The sequence below is a fragment of the Streptomyces flavidovirens DSM 40150 genome (assembly GCF_000429085.1).
Classification (GTDB): domain Bacteria; phylum Actinomycetota; class Actinomycetes; order Streptomycetales; family Streptomycetaceae; genus Streptomyces; species Streptomyces flavidovirens.
Genome location: NZ_KE386846.1, coordinates 179,669 through 200,375 on the forward strand (window position 1 = coordinate 179,669; position 20,707 = coordinate 200,375).

The 20,707-nt window shown below is 71.4% G+C and carries 16 protein-coding genes; 12 read left to right on the top strand and 4 right to left on the bottom strand.

Features of this window, described 5'->3' with window-relative positions:
• Positions 1 to 128: 128 nt before the first annotated feature.
• The 5 genes from G412_RS0131555 to G412_RS36940 all read left to right on the top strand — a co-directional run bounded on the left by G412_RS0131555 (position 129) and on the right by G412_RS36940 (position 3,565).
• The gene (locus tag G412_RS0131555; protein ID WP_028815521.1) at positions 129 to 596 is read left to right on the top strand and encodes a YchJ family protein; all 468 of its coding nucleotides are present in this window, start codon (positions 129 to 131) and stop codon (positions 594 to 596) included.
• A gap of 130 nt (positions 597 to 726) precedes the next feature.
• A complete protein-coding gene (locus G412_RS0131560; RefSeq protein WP_028815522.1) occupies positions 727 to 1,068 on the top strand; it encodes a DUF3140 domain-containing protein in 342 nt (113 codons plus the stop codon).
• Positions 1,065 to 1,700: an endonuclease gene (locus G412_RS0131565; RefSeq protein WP_028815523.1), complete on the top strand. Its 636-nt coding sequence runs from the start codon at positions 1,065 to 1,067 to the stop codon at positions 1,698 to 1,700. Before G412_RS0131560 ends, G412_RS0131565 begins: the two co-directional genes overlap by 4 nt.
• A gap of 117 nt (positions 1,701 to 1,817) precedes the next feature.
• Entirely contained in the window at positions 1,818 to 2,444 is a 627-nt protein-coding gene (locus G412_RS37500) for a DUF5819 family protein (RefSeq protein ID WP_028815524.1), read from the top strand.
• The gene (locus G412_RS36940; protein WP_051338735.1) at positions 2,441 to 3,565 is read left to right on the top strand and encodes an HTTM domain-containing protein; all 1,125 of its coding nucleotides are present in this window, start codon (positions 2,441 to 2,443) and stop codon (positions 3,563 to 3,565) included. Before G412_RS37500 ends, G412_RS36940 begins: the two co-directional genes overlap by 4 nt.
• A gap of 12 nt (positions 3,566 to 3,577) precedes the next feature.
• Here G412_RS36940 and G412_RS0131580 read toward each other — a convergent pair whose 3' ends face one another.
• Positions 3,578 to 5,665 carry an MDR family MFS transporter gene (locus G412_RS0131580; protein WP_028815525.1) on the bottom strand — a complete coding sequence of 696 codons (2,088 nt, stop codon included), beginning with the start codon at positions 5,663 to 5,665 and terminating at the stop codon, positions 3,578 to 3,580.
• 299 nt (positions 5,666 to 5,964) lie between these two features.
• On the opposite strand from G412_RS0131580, the gene G412_RS0131585 reads away from it, so the two are divergent.
• Complete coding sequence (locus tag G412_RS0131585; RefSeq protein ID WP_028815526.1) at positions 5,965 to 7,407, top strand: NAD(P)/FAD-dependent oxidoreductase; 1,443 nt, start codon at positions 5,965 to 5,967, stop codon at positions 7,405 to 7,407.
• An 8-nt stretch (positions 7,408 to 7,415) separates the two neighbouring features.
• Here G412_RS0131585 and G412_RS0131590 read toward each other — a convergent pair whose 3' ends face one another.
• Entirely contained in the window at positions 7,416 to 8,492 is a 1,077-nt protein-coding gene (locus G412_RS0131590; protein WP_028815527.1) for an ATP-dependent DNA ligase, read from the bottom strand.
• A gap of 95 nt (positions 8,493 to 8,587) precedes the next feature.
• Between G412_RS0131590 and ligD the strand changes: the two genes are divergently transcribed.
• Both ligD and G412_RS0131600 read left to right on the top strand, forming a co-directional pair.
• Complete coding sequence (gene ligD / locus G412_RS0131595) at positions 8,588 to 9,601, top strand: non-homologous end-joining DNA ligase (RefSeq protein ID WP_028815528.1); 1,014 nt, start codon at positions 8,588 to 8,590, stop codon at positions 9,599 to 9,601.
• Positions 9,602 to 9,608: 7 nt separating this feature from the next.
• Positions 9,609 to 10,697, top strand: coding sequence for an ABC-2 transporter permease (locus tag G412_RS0131600; protein WP_028815529.1), 1,089 nt, complete (start codon positions 9,609 to 9,611; stop codon positions 10,695 to 10,697).
• Between the two features lie 10 nt (positions 10,698 to 10,707).
• Here the strand turns inward: G412_RS0131600 and G412_RS0131605 are convergent, their stop codons facing one another.
• Positions 10,708 to 12,870: an OmpL47-type beta-barrel domain-containing protein gene (locus G412_RS0131605; protein WP_078607581.1), complete on the bottom strand. Its 2,163-nt coding sequence runs from the start codon at positions 12,868 to 12,870 to the stop codon at positions 10,708 to 10,710.
• A gap of 66 nt (positions 12,871 to 12,936) precedes the next feature.
• Positions 12,937 to 15,426, bottom strand: a complete 2,490-nt coding sequence (locus G412_RS0131610; protein WP_051338742.1) for a ThuA domain-containing protein — start codon at positions 15,424 to 15,426, stop codon at positions 12,937 to 12,939.
• A 176-nt stretch (positions 15,427 to 15,602) separates the two neighbouring features.
• On the opposite strand from G412_RS0131610, the gene G412_RS0131615 reads away from it, so the two are divergent.
• The 4 genes from G412_RS0131615 to G412_RS0131630 all read left to right on the top strand — a co-directional run bounded on the left by G412_RS0131615 (position 15,603) and on the right by G412_RS0131630 (position 20,695).
• Complete coding sequence (locus tag G412_RS0131615; protein ID WP_028815532.1) at positions 15,603 to 16,583, top strand: multicopper oxidase domain-containing protein; 981 nt, start codon at positions 15,603 to 15,605, stop codon at positions 16,581 to 16,583.
• A gap of 57 nt (positions 16,584 to 16,640) precedes the next feature.
• On the top strand, positions 16,641 to 16,886 hold the full coding sequence (locus G412_RS0131620; protein WP_028815533.1) for a WhiB family transcriptional regulator: 246 nt from the start codon (positions 16,641 to 16,643) through the stop codon (positions 16,884 to 16,886).
• Between the two features lie 94 nt (positions 16,887 to 16,980).
• Entirely contained in the window at positions 16,981 to 17,253 is a 273-nt protein-coding gene (locus G412_RS0131625; RefSeq protein ID WP_028815534.1) for a GMC oxidoreductase, read from the top strand.
• A gap of 46 nt (positions 17,254 to 17,299) precedes the next feature.
• Positions 17,300 to 20,695: a hypothetical protein gene (locus G412_RS0131630; protein WP_028815535.1), complete on the top strand. Its 3,396-nt coding sequence runs from the start codon at positions 17,300 to 17,302 to the stop codon at positions 20,693 to 20,695.
• Positions 20,696 to 20,707: the final 12 nt, after the last annotated feature.

Genomic DNA, 20,707 nt, shown 5'->3' on the forward strand with positions numbered 1-20,707 from the left:
CTTACCGGCGGTAACTGCCGCGTCAGGCCCAGGAGAATACGGGCGGCCCCCAGGACCCGGAAGGCACGTGCGCGCCCCGCCGCACATTGGCGCGAAAGGGCCCCACCGGCCGCAGGCACAATGGGGACATGTCCCGACGCGGTTCACGCGGTACGAGCCACCGCCCCCAGAGCCGGCCCGTCCGCGGCCCGTCCGCCCCCGCACCCCTCGCCGCCGCCTCACCCTGCCCCTGCGGGCTCCCCGCCGCCTACGGCGAGTGCTGCGGACGCTTCCACTCCGGCGCGGCCGCCGCGCCCACCGCAGAGCTCCTCATGCGCTCCCGTTACAGCGCGTTCGTCACCCAGGACGCCGCGTACCTGCTGCGCTCCTGGCACCCCGGCACAAGGCCCCGGACCCTCGACTTCGACCCGGACATGCGCTGGCAGGCGCTGGACATCCTGGCCACGACCGACGGCAGCGCCTTCCACACCACGGGAACGGTCACCTTCCGCGCCCACTACACGCACCGGGGCGAGCCGGGCGAACTCCACGAGCAGAGCCGTTTCACGCGCCACGAGGGCGCCTGGGTGTACCTGGACGCCGTCTTCACGCGCTGATCGCCCTCGTACGACGACCGTTCCCTTTCCTCCCGGTCTGGTGGTGTTTCAGGCGACATCGTAGGGGTACTGCGGACGCGATCGCGGACCACTCCACGAAACCGCTCCACGCACCATCGGGAGGCAGGCCATGGACGGCATCACCGCCCTGGAACTCGACGCGCTCTGGGACGATTTCCACCGCGTGGTGAACATGACGTCGCAGGAGCTGAGCACCTGGCTGCGGACCAGTGGCGCCGCCGAGAACAGCGAGCCACTGCCCGAGCGGGCCGGGACCGGGACCGGGCGGCAGGTACTGGCCATCATGGGCAAGCGGCGCACGGACCTGACCGAGGACGACGTCACGGTCATGCGGCAGGTGGTGGAAACCGTCAGCGCACAGCGGCGCACCGACCTCGAACCGACACCGGGGGACAGCGTCTGGCGGCACCGGCTGATGACGCTGGGGCACGACCCGCTCAAGCCGTCATGACCACCGCGAACGAGCGCACGGTCCGCGCGCTCCTCGACGCGCACGGGCGTACGTACGCCGCCGAGGCCGGCATCCGCTTGCGCGACACCCCGCAGCCGCTCTACCGCCTCCTCGTCCTGTCCTGCCTGCTGAGCGCCCGCATCCAGGCCTCCATCGCCGTGGCCGCCGCCCGCGCGCTGCACGACGCGGGAATGCGCGACGCGCGCCGCATGGAAAGCGCCACCTGGCAGCAGCGTGTGGACGCCCTCGGTGCGGGCGGTTACCGCCGCTACGACGAACGGACCGCCACCCAGCTCGGCGACGCGGCGCGACTGGTCCTCGACAAGTACGGCGGCGACCTGCGCCGCATGCGAGCCGCCGCCGACGGCGACACGCAGGCGCTGCGCCGCCTGCTGCGTGAGGTGCCGGGGCTCGGGCCCGCCGGTACGGACATCTTCCTGCGCGAGGCGCAGGCCGTATGGCCCGAGGTCGCGCCGTACCTCGACGCCAAAGCCCTCCAGGGCGCGGAGCGGCTCGGGCTTCCCACCGAGCCGGCCGAGCTGGCCAGGCTCGTCGGCGAAGGCGAAACGGCGTCGCTGGCGGCGGCGCTCGTACGGGCCGCACTCGACCGGCACATCGCGGACGAGCTCTGATGCGCCCCGGCACCCGAGGCCTTCGGCCAGGCCAAGGACATCTGACGCGGGGGATGGTGCGGGGGATGGATACCCTGGGCGCCGTTGTGATTCATGGGCACCATGAGGAGAACCAGCGTGGCCGAGTCCGTCATACCGCCGCCCGACCCACTCGCCCCGAGAGGCACGCCTCTCGGGGCGTCGCGGCGCGAGATCGTCCGGTGGTTCGCAGCTTTTGTCGGGTTCGTCGCCCTGATTCACTCCACCATGCTGCTGCTCTCCGTCGCCACCGACTTCCCGCTCTCCAAGACCTACGCCAAGCAGGTCAACGGGTGGATGCGGCCCCTCTTCCCGCAGGACTGGAGCATCTTCGCCCCGGAGCCCTCCAAGTTCAACCAGCACCTCGAAGTGCGCGCGAACATCGACGGGAAGTTCGGCCCCTGGATCGACCTCACCGCGCACGACAACGCGGCGTACCGGGGTGAGCTGCTCCCCAGCATCGAGGACCAGCTCGTACTGCGCCGGGCCGTGTCCCAGTACCGGACCAGCGCGGCGCGCCCGAACGCCCGGCAGGCCACCGGCCGTTCGGCGCGCTACCTGCTCAATGTGGTCCTGGTGAGGCTCGAAGACATGGGCCAGGAGCCGGGCCAGGCCGTACAACTGCGCCTGAAGAGCACCCGCATACCTCCGCCCGGAACCCGGAGCGACGCCGCCGTCACCCGCCCGCAGTATCAGACCCTCGGATACTGGAAGGTCCGCTCATGACCGTACGCGCGGCACTCGCCCTGGGGCTCGACTCCGCAGGGGGCCTCGGCCGCCAAGTCGCGGCCACGGCCCGGAAGCTGACCCTCCAGCCGCTCGCCCCCTACAGCGCGGCCGCCATCCGCATCGGCCTGGGCGGCCTGTACCTGATCCACCTGCTCCGCGAATCGGTACGCGCCGACCGCCTGTGGGGACCGGGCTCACCGTTCACGGCCGACCTGTTCGACCAGACCCTGAAGGCCAGGGGCTGGGACGGCGCCTTCTCCTGGTGGTACTCGCTCCTCGTCACCGACAGCGCGCTCGTCTTCTGGGCCTGGTACGCGCTGGCCGTCGTGCTCAGCGCGCTGCTGATGCTCGGCTGGCGCACCCGCGTGGTGGCCGTGCTCTTCTGGTTCCTGGTGGTGGCCTTCTACGTCCGGGGGTCCATGGCCAACAGCGGCTGGGCGCTGCTGAGTCTGCTCTTCGCCAACTACCTCGTCTTCGTCGCGTCGGGCCGCCACTGGTCGCTCGACGCCCGCCGCCGCGCCCGCAGGGCGGAGGAGGGGAAGGCGGCCCGGTCGAAGTTCGTCTTCTGGGGCGAGGAGACGGAGGAACTCCGCCGGCGCCTCGTCACCATCCTGCACAACGGCGGCATGGCGATGATCGCGCTCCAGGTCATGGTGATCTACGGCTCGGCGGCGATGTACAAAATCCAGGGCGAGTCGTGGCGCAACGGCACGGCTCTCTACTACACGATGATGTACGACGACTTCTCGACCTTCCCCGAACTCTCGGCGTGGGTCGCGAGCCACGGCACCTTCGCCGCCCTCATGGCGTACGTCACCGTCTTCTCCCAGATGCTGTTCCCCGCGCTGGTGTTCAACCGGCGGCTCAAGTACTGCATCCTCGTCGTCATGCTCGCCACACACATCGGCATCGGTGTGCTGATGGCGCTGCCTATGTTCTCGGCCATCACGATCGTCGGGGACCTGGTGTTCCTGCCGACCACCTTCTGGCTCGCCGCGTCGAGGCTGGTGCGGACGGCGCGGGCGGCTCCGGAAGAGAAGCCGGAGGCATCGCTTCCGCCACCTCGGGAAGGGGCCGACGGGCAGGCGAAGGGCGCCGAGGTCGGTTCATCGGCGTAACCCCAGCGGCGCTCAGCGGCGGCCCGCCGGCAGGCCCGCGCCCTGCGCGAGGTCCTCGGCGAGCAGCCGCTTGGCGATCGCGTCGAGGGCGGCCAGCAGCTCCTCGCTGCCCGGCCGCCCGCCGTCGTCCATCTCCAGTCGGTCGCCGAGCCACCGCGACCATGCCGCCGCGATCACTTCGGCCTCGCGTTCGCCCGCCGGGGTGTGCGAGAGCAGGTTGCCGTCGCGGGTGAGGTAGCCCTCGTCCACCATCCGGTCGAAGACCGGCAGCAGTACCTCCGGCGGGACGTTGCGGCGGGCGGCGATCAGGCCGATGCTGGCATGTCCGACGATCCGGGTCAGCAGGGCCACCTGCATGACCGCCCAGGCGCCCGCGACGTCCAGACGGGTGTCGGAGCCGCTGACGATCCAGCGCGCCGTGTCGGGGCCCTTGTCGCGGAGGATCTGCGCGACGGACAGTTCGAGGAGCTTGGCCGAATCGCCCGTACCGGGGGACGCGAACCCCTCGCCCATGTCGGTCGAGCCGGCGCGGGCGGTGTCACGCAGCTTGACCTGCTTGAGGAACAGCGACACCACGAAGCCCACGACCGCGACCGGGACCGTCCACAGGAACACCGTGTGCAGCGAGTCGGCGTACGCCTGGACGATCGGCTCCGCCTGCGCGGACGGCAGCGCGTGCACGCCTTCCGGGCTCTGCGCCGCGCGGGTGAGGGCCGCTGGATCCGCCCCGCCGGCGCCGGCCGCCTCGGTGATGCCCGTGGTGAGGTTCGGCCGCAGGGAGTTGGCGAAGATCGTGCCGAAGACGGCGGTGCCGAACGACATGCCGAGCGTACGGAAGAAGGTGACGCCGGAGGTGGCCGTGCCGAGGTCCGTGTACACCACGGTGTTCTGCACGGCGATCGTCAGGACCTGCATGCACAGGCCGATGCCGAGGCCGAGCACGAACATGTAGAGCGATTCGAGCCAGGCGGCCGAGTCCGTCCCCATCAGGGACAGCAGGAACAGGCCGACGCCCATCACCAGCGAGCCGGCGATCGGGAAGATCCGGTACGTGCCCGTCTTGCTGACGACGTTGCCGCTGAAGACGGACGCGATGAGCAGGCCGGCGATCAGGGGGAGCGTACGGACGCCCGAGACCGTCGCGGAGTCCCCGTCGACGTACTGGAGATACGTCGGCAGGAAGATCATCGCGCCGAGCATCGCGAAACCGACGACGAAGCTGAGGATCGAGCAGACGGTGAAGACGGGGTTCGAGAACAGCCGCATGGGCAGCATGGGCTCGGCGGCGCGCGTCTCGGCGTAACAGAACAGCGCGAGCGCGATGAGGCCGCCCGCGAAGAGGCCGATGATGACACCCGAACCCCAGGCGTACTCGTTTCCGCCCCAACTGGTAGCCAGGATCAGCGCGCTCGCGCCGACCGCCACGAGCGCGATGCCGAGGTAGTCGATGACGGGGCGGACGGCGGAGCGTACGGACGGGATGTTGCGGGCGGCGGCGATGACGACGACGATCGCGATCGGTACGTTCACGTAGAACGCCCAGCGCCAGGTGAGGTGGTCGGTGAAGAGGCCGCCGATGAGCGGGCCGATGACGGTGGCGATGCCGAAGACCGCTCCGATGGCGCCCTGGTACTTGCCGCGCTCGCGCAGCGGGATGACGTCGGCGATCAGCGCCATCGAGGTGACCATGAGGCCACCGGCGCCGATGCCCTGGAGCGCGCGCCAGGCGATCAGCAGGGTCATGTTGCCGGCGAGCCCGCAAAGGAAAGAGCCGGTGATGAAGACGACGGCCGAGACCTGGAAGACGAGCTTGCGGCCGAAGAGGTCACCGAACTTGCCGACGAGGACGGTGGCGACGGTTTCGGCCAGCAGGTAGGCGGTGACCACCCACGACATGTGCTCGGCGCCGCCGAGTTCCGCGACGATCGTCGGCAGGGCGGTACCGACGATCGTCTGGTCGAGAGCCGCCAGCAGCATGCCGAGCATGATCGTGCCGAAGACGATGTTGCGCTGCCGCCGGTCGAGCACGGGCGGCACGGAAGCGGCCGCCGGTGCGGATAGCGGGGCCGTGGCCGGGCTGGGCTGGCGGGTGGTGGTCACCCTTGCACCCTCACACCGGCGCGGACGGCGCGCACGCGGTGACGCCCGTACGCCGTAGGCGTGTGCCGTGCGGCTCCGCCGCGCAGGGCGCCGCCCCGGACCCCGCTCCTCAAACGCCGGAGGGGCTGGGCTGGATGTGGTCGCGGCAACTATTCAGCCCGCCCCTTCCCGAACTGGGGCTGGGGCCTGCCCCAGTTCGGGAAGAGGCGGGGTGGGGAAAGGCACCGCAGGGTCCGGGTCGGGCGGGTCCGGGGTGGGCAGGATTCAGGGACGGGTGATCCGGGCTGAGGGGGGACGGCATGGCGGGCTTCGCGGTGATCGGCGGCGGTATCGCCGGACTGGCGGCGGCACTCTTCGCGGCCAGACGCGGAAACCGCGTAACGGTCTTCGAACGCGACGCCCGGGCCCCCGGCACCAGCGGCTCCACCCTGGACGAGGACTTCTTCGGCCGGCGGCGCACCGGCGTACCGCAGGCCGCCCAGCCCCACCTCATGCTCGGCGCCGCCCGCTCCGTGCTCCGCACCGAAGCCCCCGACGTCTACGACACGATCATGCGGCTCGGTGCCCGCGAACGGCACGAGCTGGACTGGTTCGAGGAACGGCCCCCGGCCCGCCCCGGCGACGAGGATCTGGTGACGGTCCAGGCCCGGCGCATCGTCGTCGAGACGGCGCTCACCGACGCGCTGCACGCCGAGCCGCGCGCCGCCCTGCGCTACGGCGAGCCCGCCACCGGACTGCTCGTCGACCCGTCGTCCACCCCGCCGCGCGTCCGTGGCGTACGGACGCCACTCGGGGCGTACGAAGCCGAGCTGGTGATCGACGCGGGCGGCCGCCGGTGCGCCTCGGGGGAGTGGCTGACCGGGGCGGGCTGCCGGCCCCCGCTGGTGGAGCGCCACCGTACCGGCATCGCGTACTTCTGCCGCTGGTACCGGCTGCCGGACGGGCGCGCGGACGGCCCCGCCCGGCCCTGGACCGTGTCCGGCGGAACGTTCGCCGGATGTGCCGTCTTCCCCGCCGACAACGGGCTGTTCGCCGTCACGCTCTTCGTCCACACCGAGGACCCGACGCGCGGCGCGCTCCGCGACCCCGCCGTCTTCGAGGCGGCGGCCCGCACCTTCCCGCCGGGGGAAGCATGGCTGGAGCTGGGGGCGCGGCCGCTCTCCCCGGTGCTCGCGACAGCCGGTCTCGACAACCGCTGGAGCTCTCTCGTCGACGAACAGGGGCCCATCGCCACAGGCATGGTCGGCGTCGGCGACGCCGTCACCCACACCAACCCGACCATCGCACAAGGCATGTCGCTCGCCCTGTGGACGGCCCGCCGGGTCGCCCGCGAGACGGACCCCGGCGCGGGCCGCGACCGGGGCCACGGCTGTGCCCCGCGCCCCGGCACCGGCTCCCCGGACTTCGTGACCGAGCACTACGCCTGGGCACTGCGCACCCTCAAGCCCTGGTTCGACTTCCAGGTCACGACCGACCGCGCGATCGGCGAGCGCTTCGCCGTCCGCGACTTCGGGGCGGGACCCACCCGGCAGCTCGCGGCGCTCTTCGAGTGCGCCCAGGAGGACCCGGAGGTCATGCGGGCCCGCGCCAAGGTCCGGCACCTCGCGGCGCCACCCTCGGAGGCGTACGGAGCACCGGAGGTCAGGGCCCGCGTTGCGGCCTGGCTCGCGGCCCGCCCCGACTACGTACCGGGCACGGCCGGCCCCGACCGCCGCGAATGGGACAAGATCACCGCGCCCTGACGGCCACATCACCGTGGTCTGAGAACGTCCGCCAGGTTGTAGCTCACCGGTTCCTCCAACTGGGCGTACGTGCAGCTCTCGGGCGTACGGTCCTCGCGCCAGCGCCGGAACCTGGCCGTGTGCCGGAAGCGGTCGCCCTCCATGTGGTCGTACGCGACCTCGCACACCCGCTCCGGGCGCAGCGCCACCCACGACAGATCCTTCTTGCCGGACCAGCGGCTCGGGGCGCCGGGCATCCGGGAACTCTCGTGCGCGGCGACGTCCGACCAAGCCGCCCACGGGTGGCCCTCCGCCTCCGGCGACTCCATGCGCAGCGGACCCAGCTCGTCGATCAGCTCCTGGCGGCGGCGCATCGGGAACGCCGCGCACACCCCGACGTGCTGAAGTGTGCCCGCCTCGTTGTACAGGCCGAGGAGGAGCGAGCCGACGACGGCGCCCGTCTTGTGGAACCGGTAGCCGGCGACGACGCAGTCCGCCGTCCGCTCGTGCTTGATCTTGTACATCAGACGGGTGTCGGGGCGGTACGGCATGGACTCCGGCTTGGCCAGCACCCCGTCGAGGCCCGCGCCCTCGAAGTGCTCGAACCACTCCCTGGCCACCTCGATGTCGTTCGTCGCGGGCGCCAGGTAGACCGGGGGCGGGGCGCCCTCCAGCACCCCGGCCAGGGCGCTGCGCCGGTACACGAACGGGGCGTCGAGCAGGGCCTCGTCGTCCAGGGCGAGCAGGTCGAACGCGATGAAGCTCGCCGGCGTCCGCTCGGCGAGCGTCCGCACCCGCGAGTCCGCCGGATGGATGCGCTCGCTCAGCCGGTCGAAGTCGAGCCGGCCGTCGTGGACGATCACGATCTCGCCGTCCACCACGCAGCGGGGCGGCAGCGCGGCGCGCAGGGACTCGACCAGCTCGGGGAAGTAGCGGGTCAGTGACTTGCCCGTCCTGCTGCCGATCTCCATCTCGTCGCCGTCCCGGTGGACGATCGCCCGGAACCCGTCCCACTTGGCCTCGTACTGCATGCCGGGCCCCGGCGGGATGGTGGCCACGGCCTTGGCCAGCATCGGTTTGACGGGCGGCATCACCGGCAGATCCATGGTTCGATTCTGCGGCTGTTCGCGGCGGATCGCCCGCTATGGCCCCGGCGTGGCCCGGTATGCGGTAAAAGCCCGACCGGCTTAGCGTGGCGGACATGGGTGAAGCGGTGGAGCTGCATGCCGGAGAGCGGACCGTACGGCTGTCCAGCCCGGACAAGATCTACTTTCCCGAGTCCGGCTACACGAAGTGGGACGTGGCGCAGTACTACCTGGCCGTGGGCGACGGGATCACCCGCGCCCTGCGCGACCGCCCGACCACACTCGAACGCTTCCCCGAGGGCATCGGCGGCGAGTCCTTCTTCCAGAAGCGTGTCCCCAAGAACCTGCCCGACTGGATCCCCACCGCCCGGATCGCCTTCCCCAGCGGCCGTACGGCCGACGAGATGTGCCCCACCGAGACCGCCGCCGTGCTCTGGGCCGCGAACCTGGGCTGCCTGACCTTCCACCCCTGGCCGGTACGCCGCGACCGCCCCGAACACCCCGACGAGCTGCGCATCGACCTGGACCCGCAGCCCGGCACGGACTTCGCGGACGCGGTCAGGACCGCCCACGAACTCCACGCCCTGCTCGACGAACACAACCTGCGCGGCTGGCCCAAGACCTCCGGCGGCCGCGGACTGCACGTGTACGTGCCGATCGAGCCCCGCTGGACGTTCACGGAGGTACGCCGCGCCGCCATCGCCGTCGGCCGCGAACTCCAGCGGCGCATGCCCGACCGGGTCACCACCGCCTGGTGGAAGGAAGAACGCGGCGAGAAGATCTTCGTCGACTACAACCAGACGGCGCGCGACCGCACCATCGCCTCGGCGTACTCCGTACGCCCGAGGCCGCACGCCCCCGTCTCCGCGCCGCTGACCTGGGACGAACTCGACGAGGCCGACCCGCGCGAGTTCGACATCGCCACCATGCCGGTCCGGTTCGCCGAACTCGGCGACGTACACGCGGACATGGACGACCACGCGTTCGGTCTGGAAAGCCTGCTGGAGCTGGCCGAGCGGGACGAACGCGACCACGGCATGGGCGACATGCCGTACCCGCCGGACTACCCGAAGATGCCGGGCGAGCCGAAACGCGTCGCGCCGAGCAGGGCGAAGCGCGAGGACGCGTGAGCGCCGTATGAACGAGGCATCGGGAGAGGGCACGGACGCGGCGCACGGTGCACACGGGAGGCCGCCGACGCGCGCCGAGAAATGGGCGGCCTTCAAGGAGTCGCCGTTCCTGCCCGCACTCGTGCTGGTCTTCATCCTCGCGCTCGCCGCCGGACTCTTCGCCGGCTCCTACACGTACACGATGGCCAACCCGACCCCGCACCGCGTTCCCACCGCGGTGGTCGGCGACATGGAGGCGCCGCGCGAGCGGACGTTCGTCACCGGCCTGGAGAAGGCGCTCAACACCTCGCTCGTCCTGACCCGTTACGGCACGGGCGCCGAAGCCCGCGAGGCCGTGGAAGAGCAGGAGGAGTTCGCGATCCTGCGGACCAGGGGCACCGGCGTGGAGCTCGACGTGGCGGGTGCGTCCGGTGCCTCCGTCGCGCAGGTCCTCGCCGAGACGGCCGCGAAAGTCGGTCAACAGACCGGTGTACCGGTCCTGATCAGGGACATCAAGCCGCTGCAGGACGGCGATCCGCGCGGACTGGCCCTCTTTTACATCTCACTCGCCGCCGTCATCATCGGTTTCGTCGGGGCGATTCAGCTGAGCGTCCATGCCCGCGCGCTGAACCCCGCCGAGCGGATCGCCTTCACCGTCGCCTACTCACTCCTCGGCGCGTTCGCGATCGCCGCCGTCGTGGACTGGCTGCTCGGCGCGCTAGACCTGCCGTTCGCCGAGTCGTGGCTGATCCTGGCGCTGACCATGTTCACGTCGGGCATGGTCTTCACGATGTTCAACACCCTGATCGGGCGGTGGGCCATGCTCCCCACCTGGGGCCTGATGGTGCTCCTCGGCAACCCCTCGTCGGGCGGCGCGGTGTCCTGGCCGCTGCTCCCCTCCGTACTCGGCCACATCGGTCAGTGGCTGCCGCCGGGCGCCTCCGTCAACGCCCAGCACACGGCCGTGTACTTCCCGGACCACCAGCACCTCTTCCCCTTCCTGGTGCTGGCCGCCTGGGCACTGGTGTCCTGCACGGTCTTCTGGGTGTACCGCCACCGCCACCCCGGCGGCCGCGACCACGCGCCTGCGCACGCGGCCGCACCCGCCGGGGCGTAGCGCGCGCGGCCTACAGCTCCTTGATGCGGATGTCGCGGTACGAGATCACGTCGGTGGTCCCGTGGACCTGGAGGCCGACGTAACCGGAGGCGTACCGCCGGCCGTCCGTCCCCGGGTCGTCGCCGCGCGGCGGGTAGAAGTCCTGCCCGCCGTTGTTGTCGAACTCGTTGATCAGGACACCGTTGCGGAAGACCGAGTAGTGCTGGCCCTCCACCCGGATCTCGTAGTCGTTCCAGGTGCCCTTGGGCGTGACGCCCGCCCCGCCCAGACCCACACGGTCGAAGCCGTAGACGGAGCCGGTCTTGTACATGTCGCCGTCCGGACGGTCCAGGATCTGCACCTCGTGCCCGTACTTGATGGCGACCCACTCCGGACGCGGCTCCTCCGGGTGGTCGTGGACCTGCGGGAAGCGCACGAAGACACCGGCGTTGGCGTTGCCCGAACCCGGTGCGTCGTCGCGCCAGCGCAGCTTGAGGGAGAAGTCCTCGTAACGGCGCTCCGGGAACCACAGCATGCCCATGCCCGGTTTCGTGGTGCTGCTGGTCATCGAGCCGTCCGCGTTCAGGCCGAACGCACCGCCGCCCACCTGCTGCCACTTGGCGAAGGAGGACTGCGTACCGTCGAACAGGTCGCGGTATCCGGCCGTCTGGCCCGGCTTGCCGATGCCGGACTGCCTGGCGGCGCGATAGATCTTGCGGTGCTCCCGCTCGTCGATGACACCGTCGTACAGCAGCTTGTCGAGGACCTTGTCGACGTGCTTGAGGAAGAGGGCCTGGGAGGTCCACTCCCGCTCGTCCTCGATCAGCTCGTTGATCGTGCAGCGGCTGCGCGTGATGCGGTTGGGCACGCCCGTGTCGACCGTGCCGACGATGACCGTCAGCCGCTCGTCGTGCTCGGGACAGTTCGGCGCGGGTACGCCGCCGCCCTCCGCGATCGTGAACGCCACCTGCTGGGCGACGGACGTGTTGCCCGCCTTGTCGGTCGCGCGGTGGTCGACCGTGTGCCGGCCCACGCGGTCGACGATCACCGGCACGGTGTACGCCAGGTACGGACCGCCGTCGAGCGAGTACTCGACCTTGTCGACGCCCGAGCCGCCCGCGTCCGTCGCGGCGAGCGTCACCTTGGCGCTGGTGATGTACGCGCCGTCGGCGTTCTTGTCACCGGTCACCGTCGCCGTGGTCTCCGGCGGCGTCTTGTCGTCCGTCGGAGGGGCGACGACCGTGAAGTCGACGGCCTTCTCGGCGGCGACGTTGCCCGCGCGGTCGGTGGCCCGGTAGCGGACCTTGTGCGTGCCCGTCTCGTGGACCATGACCGGGCCCGTGTACGCCGTCCAGGCGCCGTCCGCTCCGCGTGCGTACTCGATGGTGTTGACGCCCGAGCCGGTGTCCGACGCGGTCACCGTGACCGTCGCCATGCCCAGGTACTGGCCCTCCGGGTTCTTCTCGCCGCTCACCGTCGCCGAGGTCTCCGGCGGAGCCTTGTCGTCCGTCGGAGGGGCGACGACCGTGAAGTCGACGGCCTTCTCGGCGGCCGTGTTGCCCGCCTTGTCGCTGGCCCGGTAGCGGACCTTGTGCGTACCGACCTGGTGGACCATGACGGGCGCGGTGTACGGCTGCCAGGCGCCGTCGGCCCCGACCGCGTACTCGATCCTGTCCACGCCGGAGCCCGCGTCGGTGGCCGCGACGGTCACCGAGGCGTGCCCGATGTACGCGCCGTCGGCGTTCTTCTCGCCCTCCACCTTCGCCGAGGTCTCCGGCGCGGTGGTGTCCTCGCCGCCTCCCTCGGTGACGGTGAGGATGCCCTGCATCGAGCCGTGGCCCTGGATGGTGCAGTGGTAGAAGTACCGGCCGGGCGTCAGGGTGACCGTGGTGGTGTGCCGGCCGCCCTGGTCGTCACCCGGATTGGCGAGGATGTTGAGCTGTACGTCGTTGTTGTACTCGGGGTCGGACACGTCGAACGTCAGCGTGTGCGGCATCCCGGTGGTGTTGCCGGTCGCCGCGCTGTTCTCGAAGACGATCGTCGTCTCGCCGGCCACCGCTGTCTTCGGGAAGGTCAGGTAGCGGTCGATCGGGTCGCCCGCCGTCCAGGTGAGGGTCTGGGCGGCGGCCGCTTCCGGGGCCGCCGCGTCGTCCTCACGCCCGTACGCCGCCGTCGACGTCAGTCCGAGGACCATCAGCAGGGCGGCTGCCAGCGCCGTCCACAGGTGAGGAGCTCTTCGTTTCAGTTTCGGCTGCACTGCCTACTCCGCCTTCCTGGCCAGATCACTGGCCGCCGGTGTCGGCTCGCCGCCCTTGTACGTCACGCGCCACAGCGCCGACTTGGCGTCCGAGGTGAAGAAACCGCGCCCGTAGTCGAGGACGTAGAGGGAGCCGTCCGGTGCGAACTTCCAGTCCATGAGGTTGCGGATGCCGTCCGCGCCCACCGGGATGATCTTCTTCAGCGACTCCGCGTGCGTGGGCAGCCCGCCGTTGCCGACGGTCTTCGGATCGGTGAGCACCGCGTGGCGCGGCTGGTCACCGTCGTAGAAGTCGCCGACGAACCACTTGCCGTCCCAGTACGAGGGCCACTTGTCCTTGCTGCCGCTCGATTCGTCGTAGCGGTAGACCGGGCCGTTCATCGTCGCCTGGCCGCCGCCCTTGAGCCACGGCAGCAACAGCTTCTGCTCCTCCTGCTGGTAGCTGGGCACGCCGTTGGCGTCACGCGGGTAGTCGACGCCGCCGCCCTGGGGCGAGTACCAGATGGTGTTGGGCGTGACGGGCGGCAGGTTCACCAGGCCGTCGTTGTTCGGTGACTCGTTCTTCGGCTTGGCGCAGTCGTACCAGCCCAGCGGCTTGCTCGGGTCCGGCAGATTGCGGTCGCGGTACGGCTGGTTGTTGCCCATGCAGTACGGCCAGCCGTGGTTGCCCGGCTTCGTGATGGCGGCGAAGGTGTCGTACTTCGCCGGGCCCCAGGTGGTGCTGGGCGCCCCCGCGTCCGGGCCGACCCATCCGGCGTACAGGATGTCGGTCTTCGGGTCGACCGCGATCCGGGCCGGATTGCGCACGCCCATCACGTAGATCTCACCGCGCGTCTTGCCGCCGCCCTCGTCCGGCTCCCTGCCGGTGAAGAGGTTGCCGGCGGGCAGTGTGTACGTACCGTCGTCCTCGGGGTGGATCCGCAGGATCTTGCCGTTGAGGTTGTTGGTGTTGCCGGCGGTACGTCGGGCGTCCGCGTAGGACACGCCCTTGAAGTTCGGCTCCGGGTTGTTGCCCGAGTAACCGTCGCTGAAGCGGGACGAGTTGTTGTCACCCGTCGCGATGTAGAGGTTCTGCTTCGAGTCCCAGGCCATGCCGCCGCCCGAATGGCAGCAACTGTGGATCTGGACCGGCCACTTGAGAAGGACCTTCTCGGAGGCGAGGTCCAGCTTGTTGGTGGCGAGGTCGAGGGTGAAGCGGGAGACCCGGCGCTCGGCCATGTGCGTGTCGCGATTGATCCGCGAGTGGGGTGTGTAGTGCAGGTACACCCAGCCGTTGGTGAGGAAGTCCGGGTCGGTCTCGACGCCGAGCAGACCCTCCTCGTTCTTGACCAGCTCGTCGCCGCCGCCCTTGTTGCCGAAGACCGTGAGCGCGCCCGCGAGCGTCACCTTCCCGGTCTTCGGGTCGTAGACGTGGATCTGGCCCTGGCCCTTGCCGATGTCCGGGTTGTTCCAGTCGGTCACGACCGGCGCGTTGTTGTCGCCGCCGCCCCGGCCGATGTAGATGACCCGCCCGTCCTTCGCGGTCACCAGGCCGTGCGGCTCGCCGATCTGGTCCGACTGACCGGGCTGATTGGGTGCGGTGAGGCGCTCGGCCTTGTAGTGGGCGTTGATGCCCGCCTTGCAGTCGGCGCGTGCGATGCGCGTCGTCCACTGGAGTGCGCCCCGCAGGTGGTCGTGGAAGTCCGCCTCCTGGAAGGACTCGGCCGTACCGCCCATGGCGGTGTAGAACGACCGGCCGCCGTCGTAGTCGCGGCACCAGGAGACCGGGTGGTCCCAGCCGTTGGCGCTCGCTCCCGGCTTGTACGTCGCTTCCCGTACCCGCGCCACCGTGTGGACGTCGCCGGACGGGTTCTTCGTCCAGTTCAGCCACTTGTCGGGGCGCTTCCACTGGAGCGGCAGGTTCTTGGTGGCCGGATGCTGCCGGTCACCGACCTCCACAGTCGCGCGCTGTACGTTCGCCGGGCCGCCCGCTGCGGGCCGCGCGCCGATCAGACCGCCGAACCAGTCGGAGTACGGCTCGTTCCGCGCCGCGTCGTGGATGCCGAGGAAGCCGCCGCCGGCCTCCATGTACGCCTCCAGGCCTGCCTCCTGCTCCGGGTCCAGAACATCGCCGCCGCCGGTCAGGAACACCACGGCGTTGAACTTGCCGAGCTTGGCGGTGGTGAAGACGGCCGCGTCGTCCGTCGCCTCCACCCGGAAGCGCTGAGCCGCGGGGCCGGACTGGCCGATCTTCTCGATGGCCTCGATGCCGGCGTTGACCGTGGGTGATTCGTCGCCGCCGGCCGATCCGTGGAAGACCAGCACGCGGACGTTCGCGCCGCCGGGGGGCGACGGCAGCGTGGGGAGAGACAACGTTGTCGTGGGCGGAGGTTCCGGGTAGGGCCTGGCGGAGGCCGACGTACCGCCGATCAGGCCGGATGCGACAACTCCGGCCGTCAGAGCGGCCGCCAGGCCGCGTCGGCGTCTTGACCGGCGATGTGGTGTGCGCTGCATGTGTTCACCCATCCCTCAGTGGTCACAGGAACAGCCGATGAAGCTAGACCTCTTTTCGCGACGCGCCAAGAGATATGACCGGAATACCGCGAACTTTGTCCTTGGTGTGGATGAACTGGGCTCGTCCCGCTACGGTGTGCCCGTTAATCTCCGTGACTGCGGTGGGGAGTTGGGCCATGGACAGACGAAGCTTCAACCGGCGGTTGCTGGCGGGCGGGGCGGTCGCGGCGACCGGCGTGACATCGTTGTCGCTCGCGCAGTCCCCGACCTCCGTGGCGGCTGCCGAGGGCCCGCCTAAGACCGCGCCGGCCGGAGGCCAGGTGCACCGCCTGAAGATGTACGCCGAGAAGCTGCCCGACGGGCAACTGGGTTACGGCTTCGAGAAGGGCAAGGCGTCGGTGCCGGGGCCGCTCATCGAACTGGTCGAGGGCGACACCGTGCACATCGAGTTCGAGAACACGCTGGACGTACCCGCCAGCCTCCATGTGCACGGCGTCGACTACGACGTAGCCAGCGACGGCACGAAGCTCAACAAGAGTCATGTCGAGCCCGGCGGGACCCGGACGTACACCTGGCGCACGCATGTTCCGGGGCGGCGCAAGGACGGCACCTGGCGGGCCGGAAGCGCCGGTTACTGGCACTACCACGACCACGTCGTGGGCACGGACCACGGCACGGGCGGCATCCGCAAGGGGCTCTACGGCGGGGTGATCGTACGGCGCAAGGGCGACATCCTGCCGGACAAGACGTTCACCGTCGTCTTCAACGACATGACCATCAACAACAAGCCGGGTCATCAGAGCCCCGACTTCGAGGCGACCGTGGGCGACCGGGTCGAGATCGTCATGATCACGCACGGCGAGTTCTACCACACGTTCCACATCCACGGTCACCGGTGGGCGGACAACCGGACCGGTCTGCTGACGGGCCCCGACGACCCCAGTCGCGTCATCGACAACAAGATCACCGGGCCGGCCGACTCGTTCGGTTTCCAGATCATCGCGGGTGAACACGTCGGGGCGGGGGCATGGATGTACCACTGCCATGTCCAGAGCCACTCCGACATGGGAATGGCCGGGCTCTTCCTGGTCGCCAAGCCGGACGGCACGATTCCCGGCTACGAGCCGCACCATCCGCACGAGCACGCGTCGCATTGATCGGACGTTGATCGGACGTTGATCGGACGTTGATCCCTCCGGGGAAGGGTGTGCCGCATGCCGATCAACATGACCACCGAACCGGAACTCTCCTGGCAGGAGACCGCACTGTGCGCCCAGGCCGGGCCCGAGTTCTTCTTCCCGGCCCCCGGCAGCTCCACCCGCGAGGCCAAGCAACTGTGCGGCGCCTGCGAAGGGCGGGTGGCCTGCCTGGAGTACGCGCTCGCGAACGACGAGCGGTTCGGCGTCTGGGGCGGGCTCTCCGAGAAGGAGAGACTGCGCCTCAGGCGCGGAACACGCTGACGCACTGCCCACAGGCCCCCTGGCACGGCGGCCGGTAGCCGTCCATGAAGCCCTGTTCGCGGACAGCGCGTTCGCGCCGTACACCGCGGGGCCGATGGCTCCGTACCCGGGGATCGTCGACGACGAGGCCCTGGCCCGGGCGATCCGGGATTCCTCCGAAACGCTGTACCACCCCGTGGGCACCTGCCGCATGGGCGCCGACGACGCCTCGGTGACCGATCCGAGGCTGCGGGTCAGGGGAGTGGACGGCCTGCGGGTCGTGGACGCCTCCGTGATGCCCCGGATCACGCGGGGGCATACGCAGGCTCCCACGGTGGCCATCGCCGAGGAGGCGGCGGAGCTCATCCGGGAGCACGGGCGAGCGTAGGAAAAAAGATGGTGGTGCCAATGGGCACGGCAGGCACAATCTCCCCATGGATCACCCTCCGCAGCGCCAGGCCGGCATAGTGCTGAAAGCGCTCGACCCGCTGCCGTACCCGCAGCGCATGCGTCAACTCGCCCTGTGGGCCCGGCGGCTGGCCGACGACGGCTCGCTCCGCGCGGTGCTGGAAGAGCTCGACGGCCGTGGCCCTTACGAGCGCGGCGTCGCGGCCGTCGCGGCAGCCGTCGGACGGGACGCCGACTGGGTCGCCGCCCGGCTGGCCGACCCGGACTCCTTCGTGCGCGGGCAGGCCCTCCGGGCGGCGGGCAAGCTCGGCGTGCCCGACTCGGCGTACGAGGCGGCGCTGGACGACGCACCCGCCGCTGTACGCCATCAACTGATGCGAGCGATCGTCAGGGACGGCCGGACCGCCCTCGCGGACCGTATGGTCGGCGTTGTCCGTGACACCTGGGGCGACGCCGAGGCCGTGCGGCTGCTGCCCATCTGCGGCCACGCGACGGTGGCCCGGCTGCTGCCCGCGTTGTTCCACGCCGTACACAGCTGGAAGGCGCTCGGCGCCCGCCACCCCGGCCCGGTGCTCGACGCCGTCGAGGGCGAGCTCTCCGCGCTGCCCGCGTCCCTGCGTGACGGCTGGTGGCAGCGGAACGCCCACGCGGTGGCGTCCGCGCTGGACGCCGAACCGCTGCGCGTGCTCCGACTCCTCGGCCGGTACGCACCTACCGCGCTTCCCCTCGCCCTGCGCGGCCGCTTCGGCGCGCTGGCCGCCGCCGACCCGGCGGGTGCGGTGCGGCTACTCCTCGGACCCGGGGAATACGCGATCCGCCGCAGCGGGGCCCTGCGCCGCAGTGTTCTGTGCCGCCTCGCACGGAACGCCCCACGGGAGGCCGTGGTCGAGCTCGGGCGGGCCATGGGGCAGTACACCGGCGACGTCGCCCGTCTCGCCATGGCTCTGCCCCCGGCGGAGCGAGGGCCCTTCTGGGCGTCCGTCGCGCAAGGGCAGGGGGAGGGCCGGTTCGGCACCGTCGACGCCGTGCTGCTCGATTCTCTGCCGCGCGGTTACGCCGCCCGCCAGGCCCGGCGCATGGTGGACCGGGCCAGGGAACGCGGCGAGCGGTGGGACACGGTGCTGCTCGCCGAGTCGTATCTGCCGGTCGCCGAGGCGCGCCACCGGCTCGTCGAGGCCACGCGCCGGCCGACCGCCGGGGAACGCGCGCAGGCCTGGCCGCTGCTGATCCGCAACGCCGGCCGCTCCGGCGACCCGGCCGCCGTCACCGCCGTACTGGTGGAGATGGCGCGGCTGCGCAACGAACAGGAACCGGTGCGCGCGCCCGCCGTGTCCGCGCTCGCCGCGACGCCTGCCGCGCTCTTCACCGACGACGCCGCGCCGCACCTGGAGCGGGTGGCCACCGACGCCGTCGAGGCGCGCGACTCGTCGCCGGGCGTCCGGCAGGACCTGAGCCGCCTCGCCCTGGCCGTGCTGCGTGAGCACGCGGCGAGCGGTCGTGGCGCCCTGACGCAGTGGGCGCTGGACACCCTGGCACGCCTGGTGGGGAGCACGGGCGGCGCCGACCTGGGCCGGCTGGACCACGTCCTGCCGCGCGGCCAGGAGCACCAGGTCTTCGAGGCCTTGCGCCCCTGGCTGGACGCGGGCGCGAAGAAGGCCGACTACCGGCTCGCCTTCGCCCTCACGCGCGCCCTCGGCAAGCGGGCCGCCGCCATGCCGGAACTCCAGGAACTCCTGGGCCGGGCCGTCCGTTCCGACGACAACCGCACCGCGCGGACCGCGATCGCCCTCTGGCTGGACCCGCCCGCCGGCCGTGACGAACGCGTTGAGCGCCTGCTTCGGCACGAGCCCTCGGCCGCCGTGCTGGACCCCGTCCTGCGCGTGCTCACGGCGCGGCGCACGGACCTGCTCGACCAGGTTCTGGGCGACACCCCGCCGTACGGCCGCTTCCTCGCCAAGGACAGCCCGTGGACCGTACCGGTGGGTCCGGACGTACGCCGCTGGGTGCCGCGCCAGCAGCGCGCCGTCGCCGCTCAGCTGGAGCGTGTCGCCTGGGACGAGGAGCTGCCGCTGTACGCGCGTGCCGCCGCCGTCGCGCGGTCCGCGCACCTGCCCGGCGCCGGCCTGGACGCGGTGCGCCGCTGGACCCGGGCCGGGGACGTGGTGCTCGCCGAGGCCGCGCTGGCGGCCCTGGCGTGGACCGACCGGCCTGCCGGGGCGCTCGCGGAGCTGCTGAGCCACGCCGGGGGTGACCGTGCGCGGGTCGCGGTGTACGCCGCCACGCGCGCCTCCCGCTACGTCCGCCCCTCGCGGCTCGGCGCGCTGCTGCGCGGGCTGGTCACACCCGGCGAGGGCGCCGCGAAGATCACCAGCCGCAAGGAGGCCGTGCGGCTTGCCGCGACCCGGCTGCCGCAGGCGGGGGCGGCCGGGCTGCTGGCCGATGCGTACGCGATGCCGGGCCAGCACCGCGACGTACGGGCCACCTGTGTGGCGTTCGCGGCGCCACTGCTCGGCGACGACCGGGTCCTGCGCATGCTCCAGGACGCGGCGGCTGGGGAGACGGCCGTGCGTACCGCCGTACTGCGCGTCCAGCCCATGGACCTGCCCGAGCCGCACCGGCCCCGGTACGCCCGGCTCGTCCAGGAGGTGTGCGCCACCGAGGACGACGAGCTCGCCGGCCTCGCCCTCCGTGCGCTGGCCGGGTGGGTCCCCTGGGCTCCGGGCGCCACGGCGGTCCTGGTGGCCGCCATCAGCGATCCGGGCCGCGGTTCGCTCTGGCGGGGCGCTGCGAGTGGTCTCACGTCCGCCGCCGGGACCGGCCCGGAAGCGGGCCTGGCCGTGCGCCGCGCGCTGGAAGCCCTGGTTACCGCGGACGCGGAGGCGGAAGGGACGGCCGACGACGCGGGGACCGTACGGGACCGCCCGGCTCGTCGGCGCGCCGAGTTCCTCGTCACCGGGCTGATCACCGAGACGTGGCAGCGCCCCGACGCCGTACGCCCCGTGGCGCACGCCGCCGCCGAGCTCCTCGCCGGTCACCGCGGCTTCGTGCCGCAGGCCGCCGGCCTCCTGGTGCACGCACTGGATCTCGACGCCGGACCGGCGGAGCTGCGCGCCGCCCTGGTCCGGCTGGCCGGGCTGCACGACGGCCGTCCCGCCCTCGCTGTCCGTACCGCCGAAAGCCTCGAGGACCGGCTGGACTCGGCCGCCCGCCCCGGGAACACGGACGCTCTGCTCGCCCAGGCCGGCCTGCTGTGCGAGGACGGCTCGCACGCCGGGGGGCTGCTGGCCGTGACCCTCACCGAGGTCGGCGGCAGGCGTACGGACTGGTCAGGCCCCTGGCGCGAGCGGCTGAAACAGCTGCGCCGCCACCCGGTACAGGACGTATCCGACGCGGCCTGTGCCGTGGTGACGGCGTATGAGTAGCTGCGGGCTGGG

Coding starts and splice junctions, on each gene's coding strand:
- G412_RS0131585 (WP_028815526.1), top strand. CDS start 5,965: ATGGCGGGCTTCGCGGTGATCGGCGGCGGTATCGCCGGACTGGCGGCG.
- G412_RS0131615 (WP_028815532.1), top strand. CDS start 15,603: ATGGACAGACGAAGCTTCAACCGGCGGTTGCTGGCGGGCGGGGCGGTC.
- G412_RS0131565 (WP_028815523.1), top strand. CDS start 1,065: ATGACCACCGCGAACGAGCGCACGGTCCGCGCGCTCCTCGACGCGCAC.
- G412_RS0131610 (WP_051338742.1), bottom strand. CDS start 15,426: ATGCAGCGCACACCACATCGCCGGTCAAGACGCCGACGCGGCCTGGCG.
- ligD (WP_028815528.1), top strand. CDS start 8,588: ATGGGTGAAGCGGTGGAGCTGCATGCCGGAGAGCGGACCGTACGGCTG.
- G412_RS0131625 (WP_028815534.1), top strand. CDS start 16,981: ATGGCTCCGTACCCGGGGATCGTCGACGACGAGGCCCTGGCCCGGGCG.
- G412_RS0131620 (WP_028815533.1), top strand. CDS start 16,641: ATGCCGATCAACATGACCACCGAACCGGAACTCTCCTGGCAGGAGACC.
- G412_RS0131555 (WP_028815521.1), top strand. CDS start 129: ATGTCCCGACGCGGTTCACGCGGTACGAGCCACCGCCCCCAGAGCCGG.
- G412_RS0131600 (WP_028815529.1), top strand. CDS start 9,609: ATGAACGAGGCATCGGGAGAGGGCACGGACGCGGCGCACGGTGCACAC.
- G412_RS0131605 (WP_078607581.1), bottom strand. CDS start 12,870: ATGGTCCTCGGACTGACGTCGACGGCGGCGTACGGGCGTGAGGACGAC.
- G412_RS36940 (WP_051338735.1), top strand. CDS start 2,441: ATGACCGTACGCGCGGCACTCGCCCTGGGGCTCGACTCCGCAGGGGGC.
- G412_RS0131560 (WP_028815522.1), top strand. CDS start 727: ATGGACGGCATCACCGCCCTGGAACTCGACGCGCTCTGGGACGATTTC.
- G412_RS0131630 (WP_028815535.1), top strand. CDS start 17,300: ATGGATCACCCTCCGCAGCGCCAGGCCGGCATAGTGCTGAAAGCGCTC.
- G412_RS0131590 (WP_028815527.1), bottom strand. CDS start 8,492: ATGGATCTGCCGGTGATGCCGCCCGTCAAACCGATGCTGGCCAAGGCC.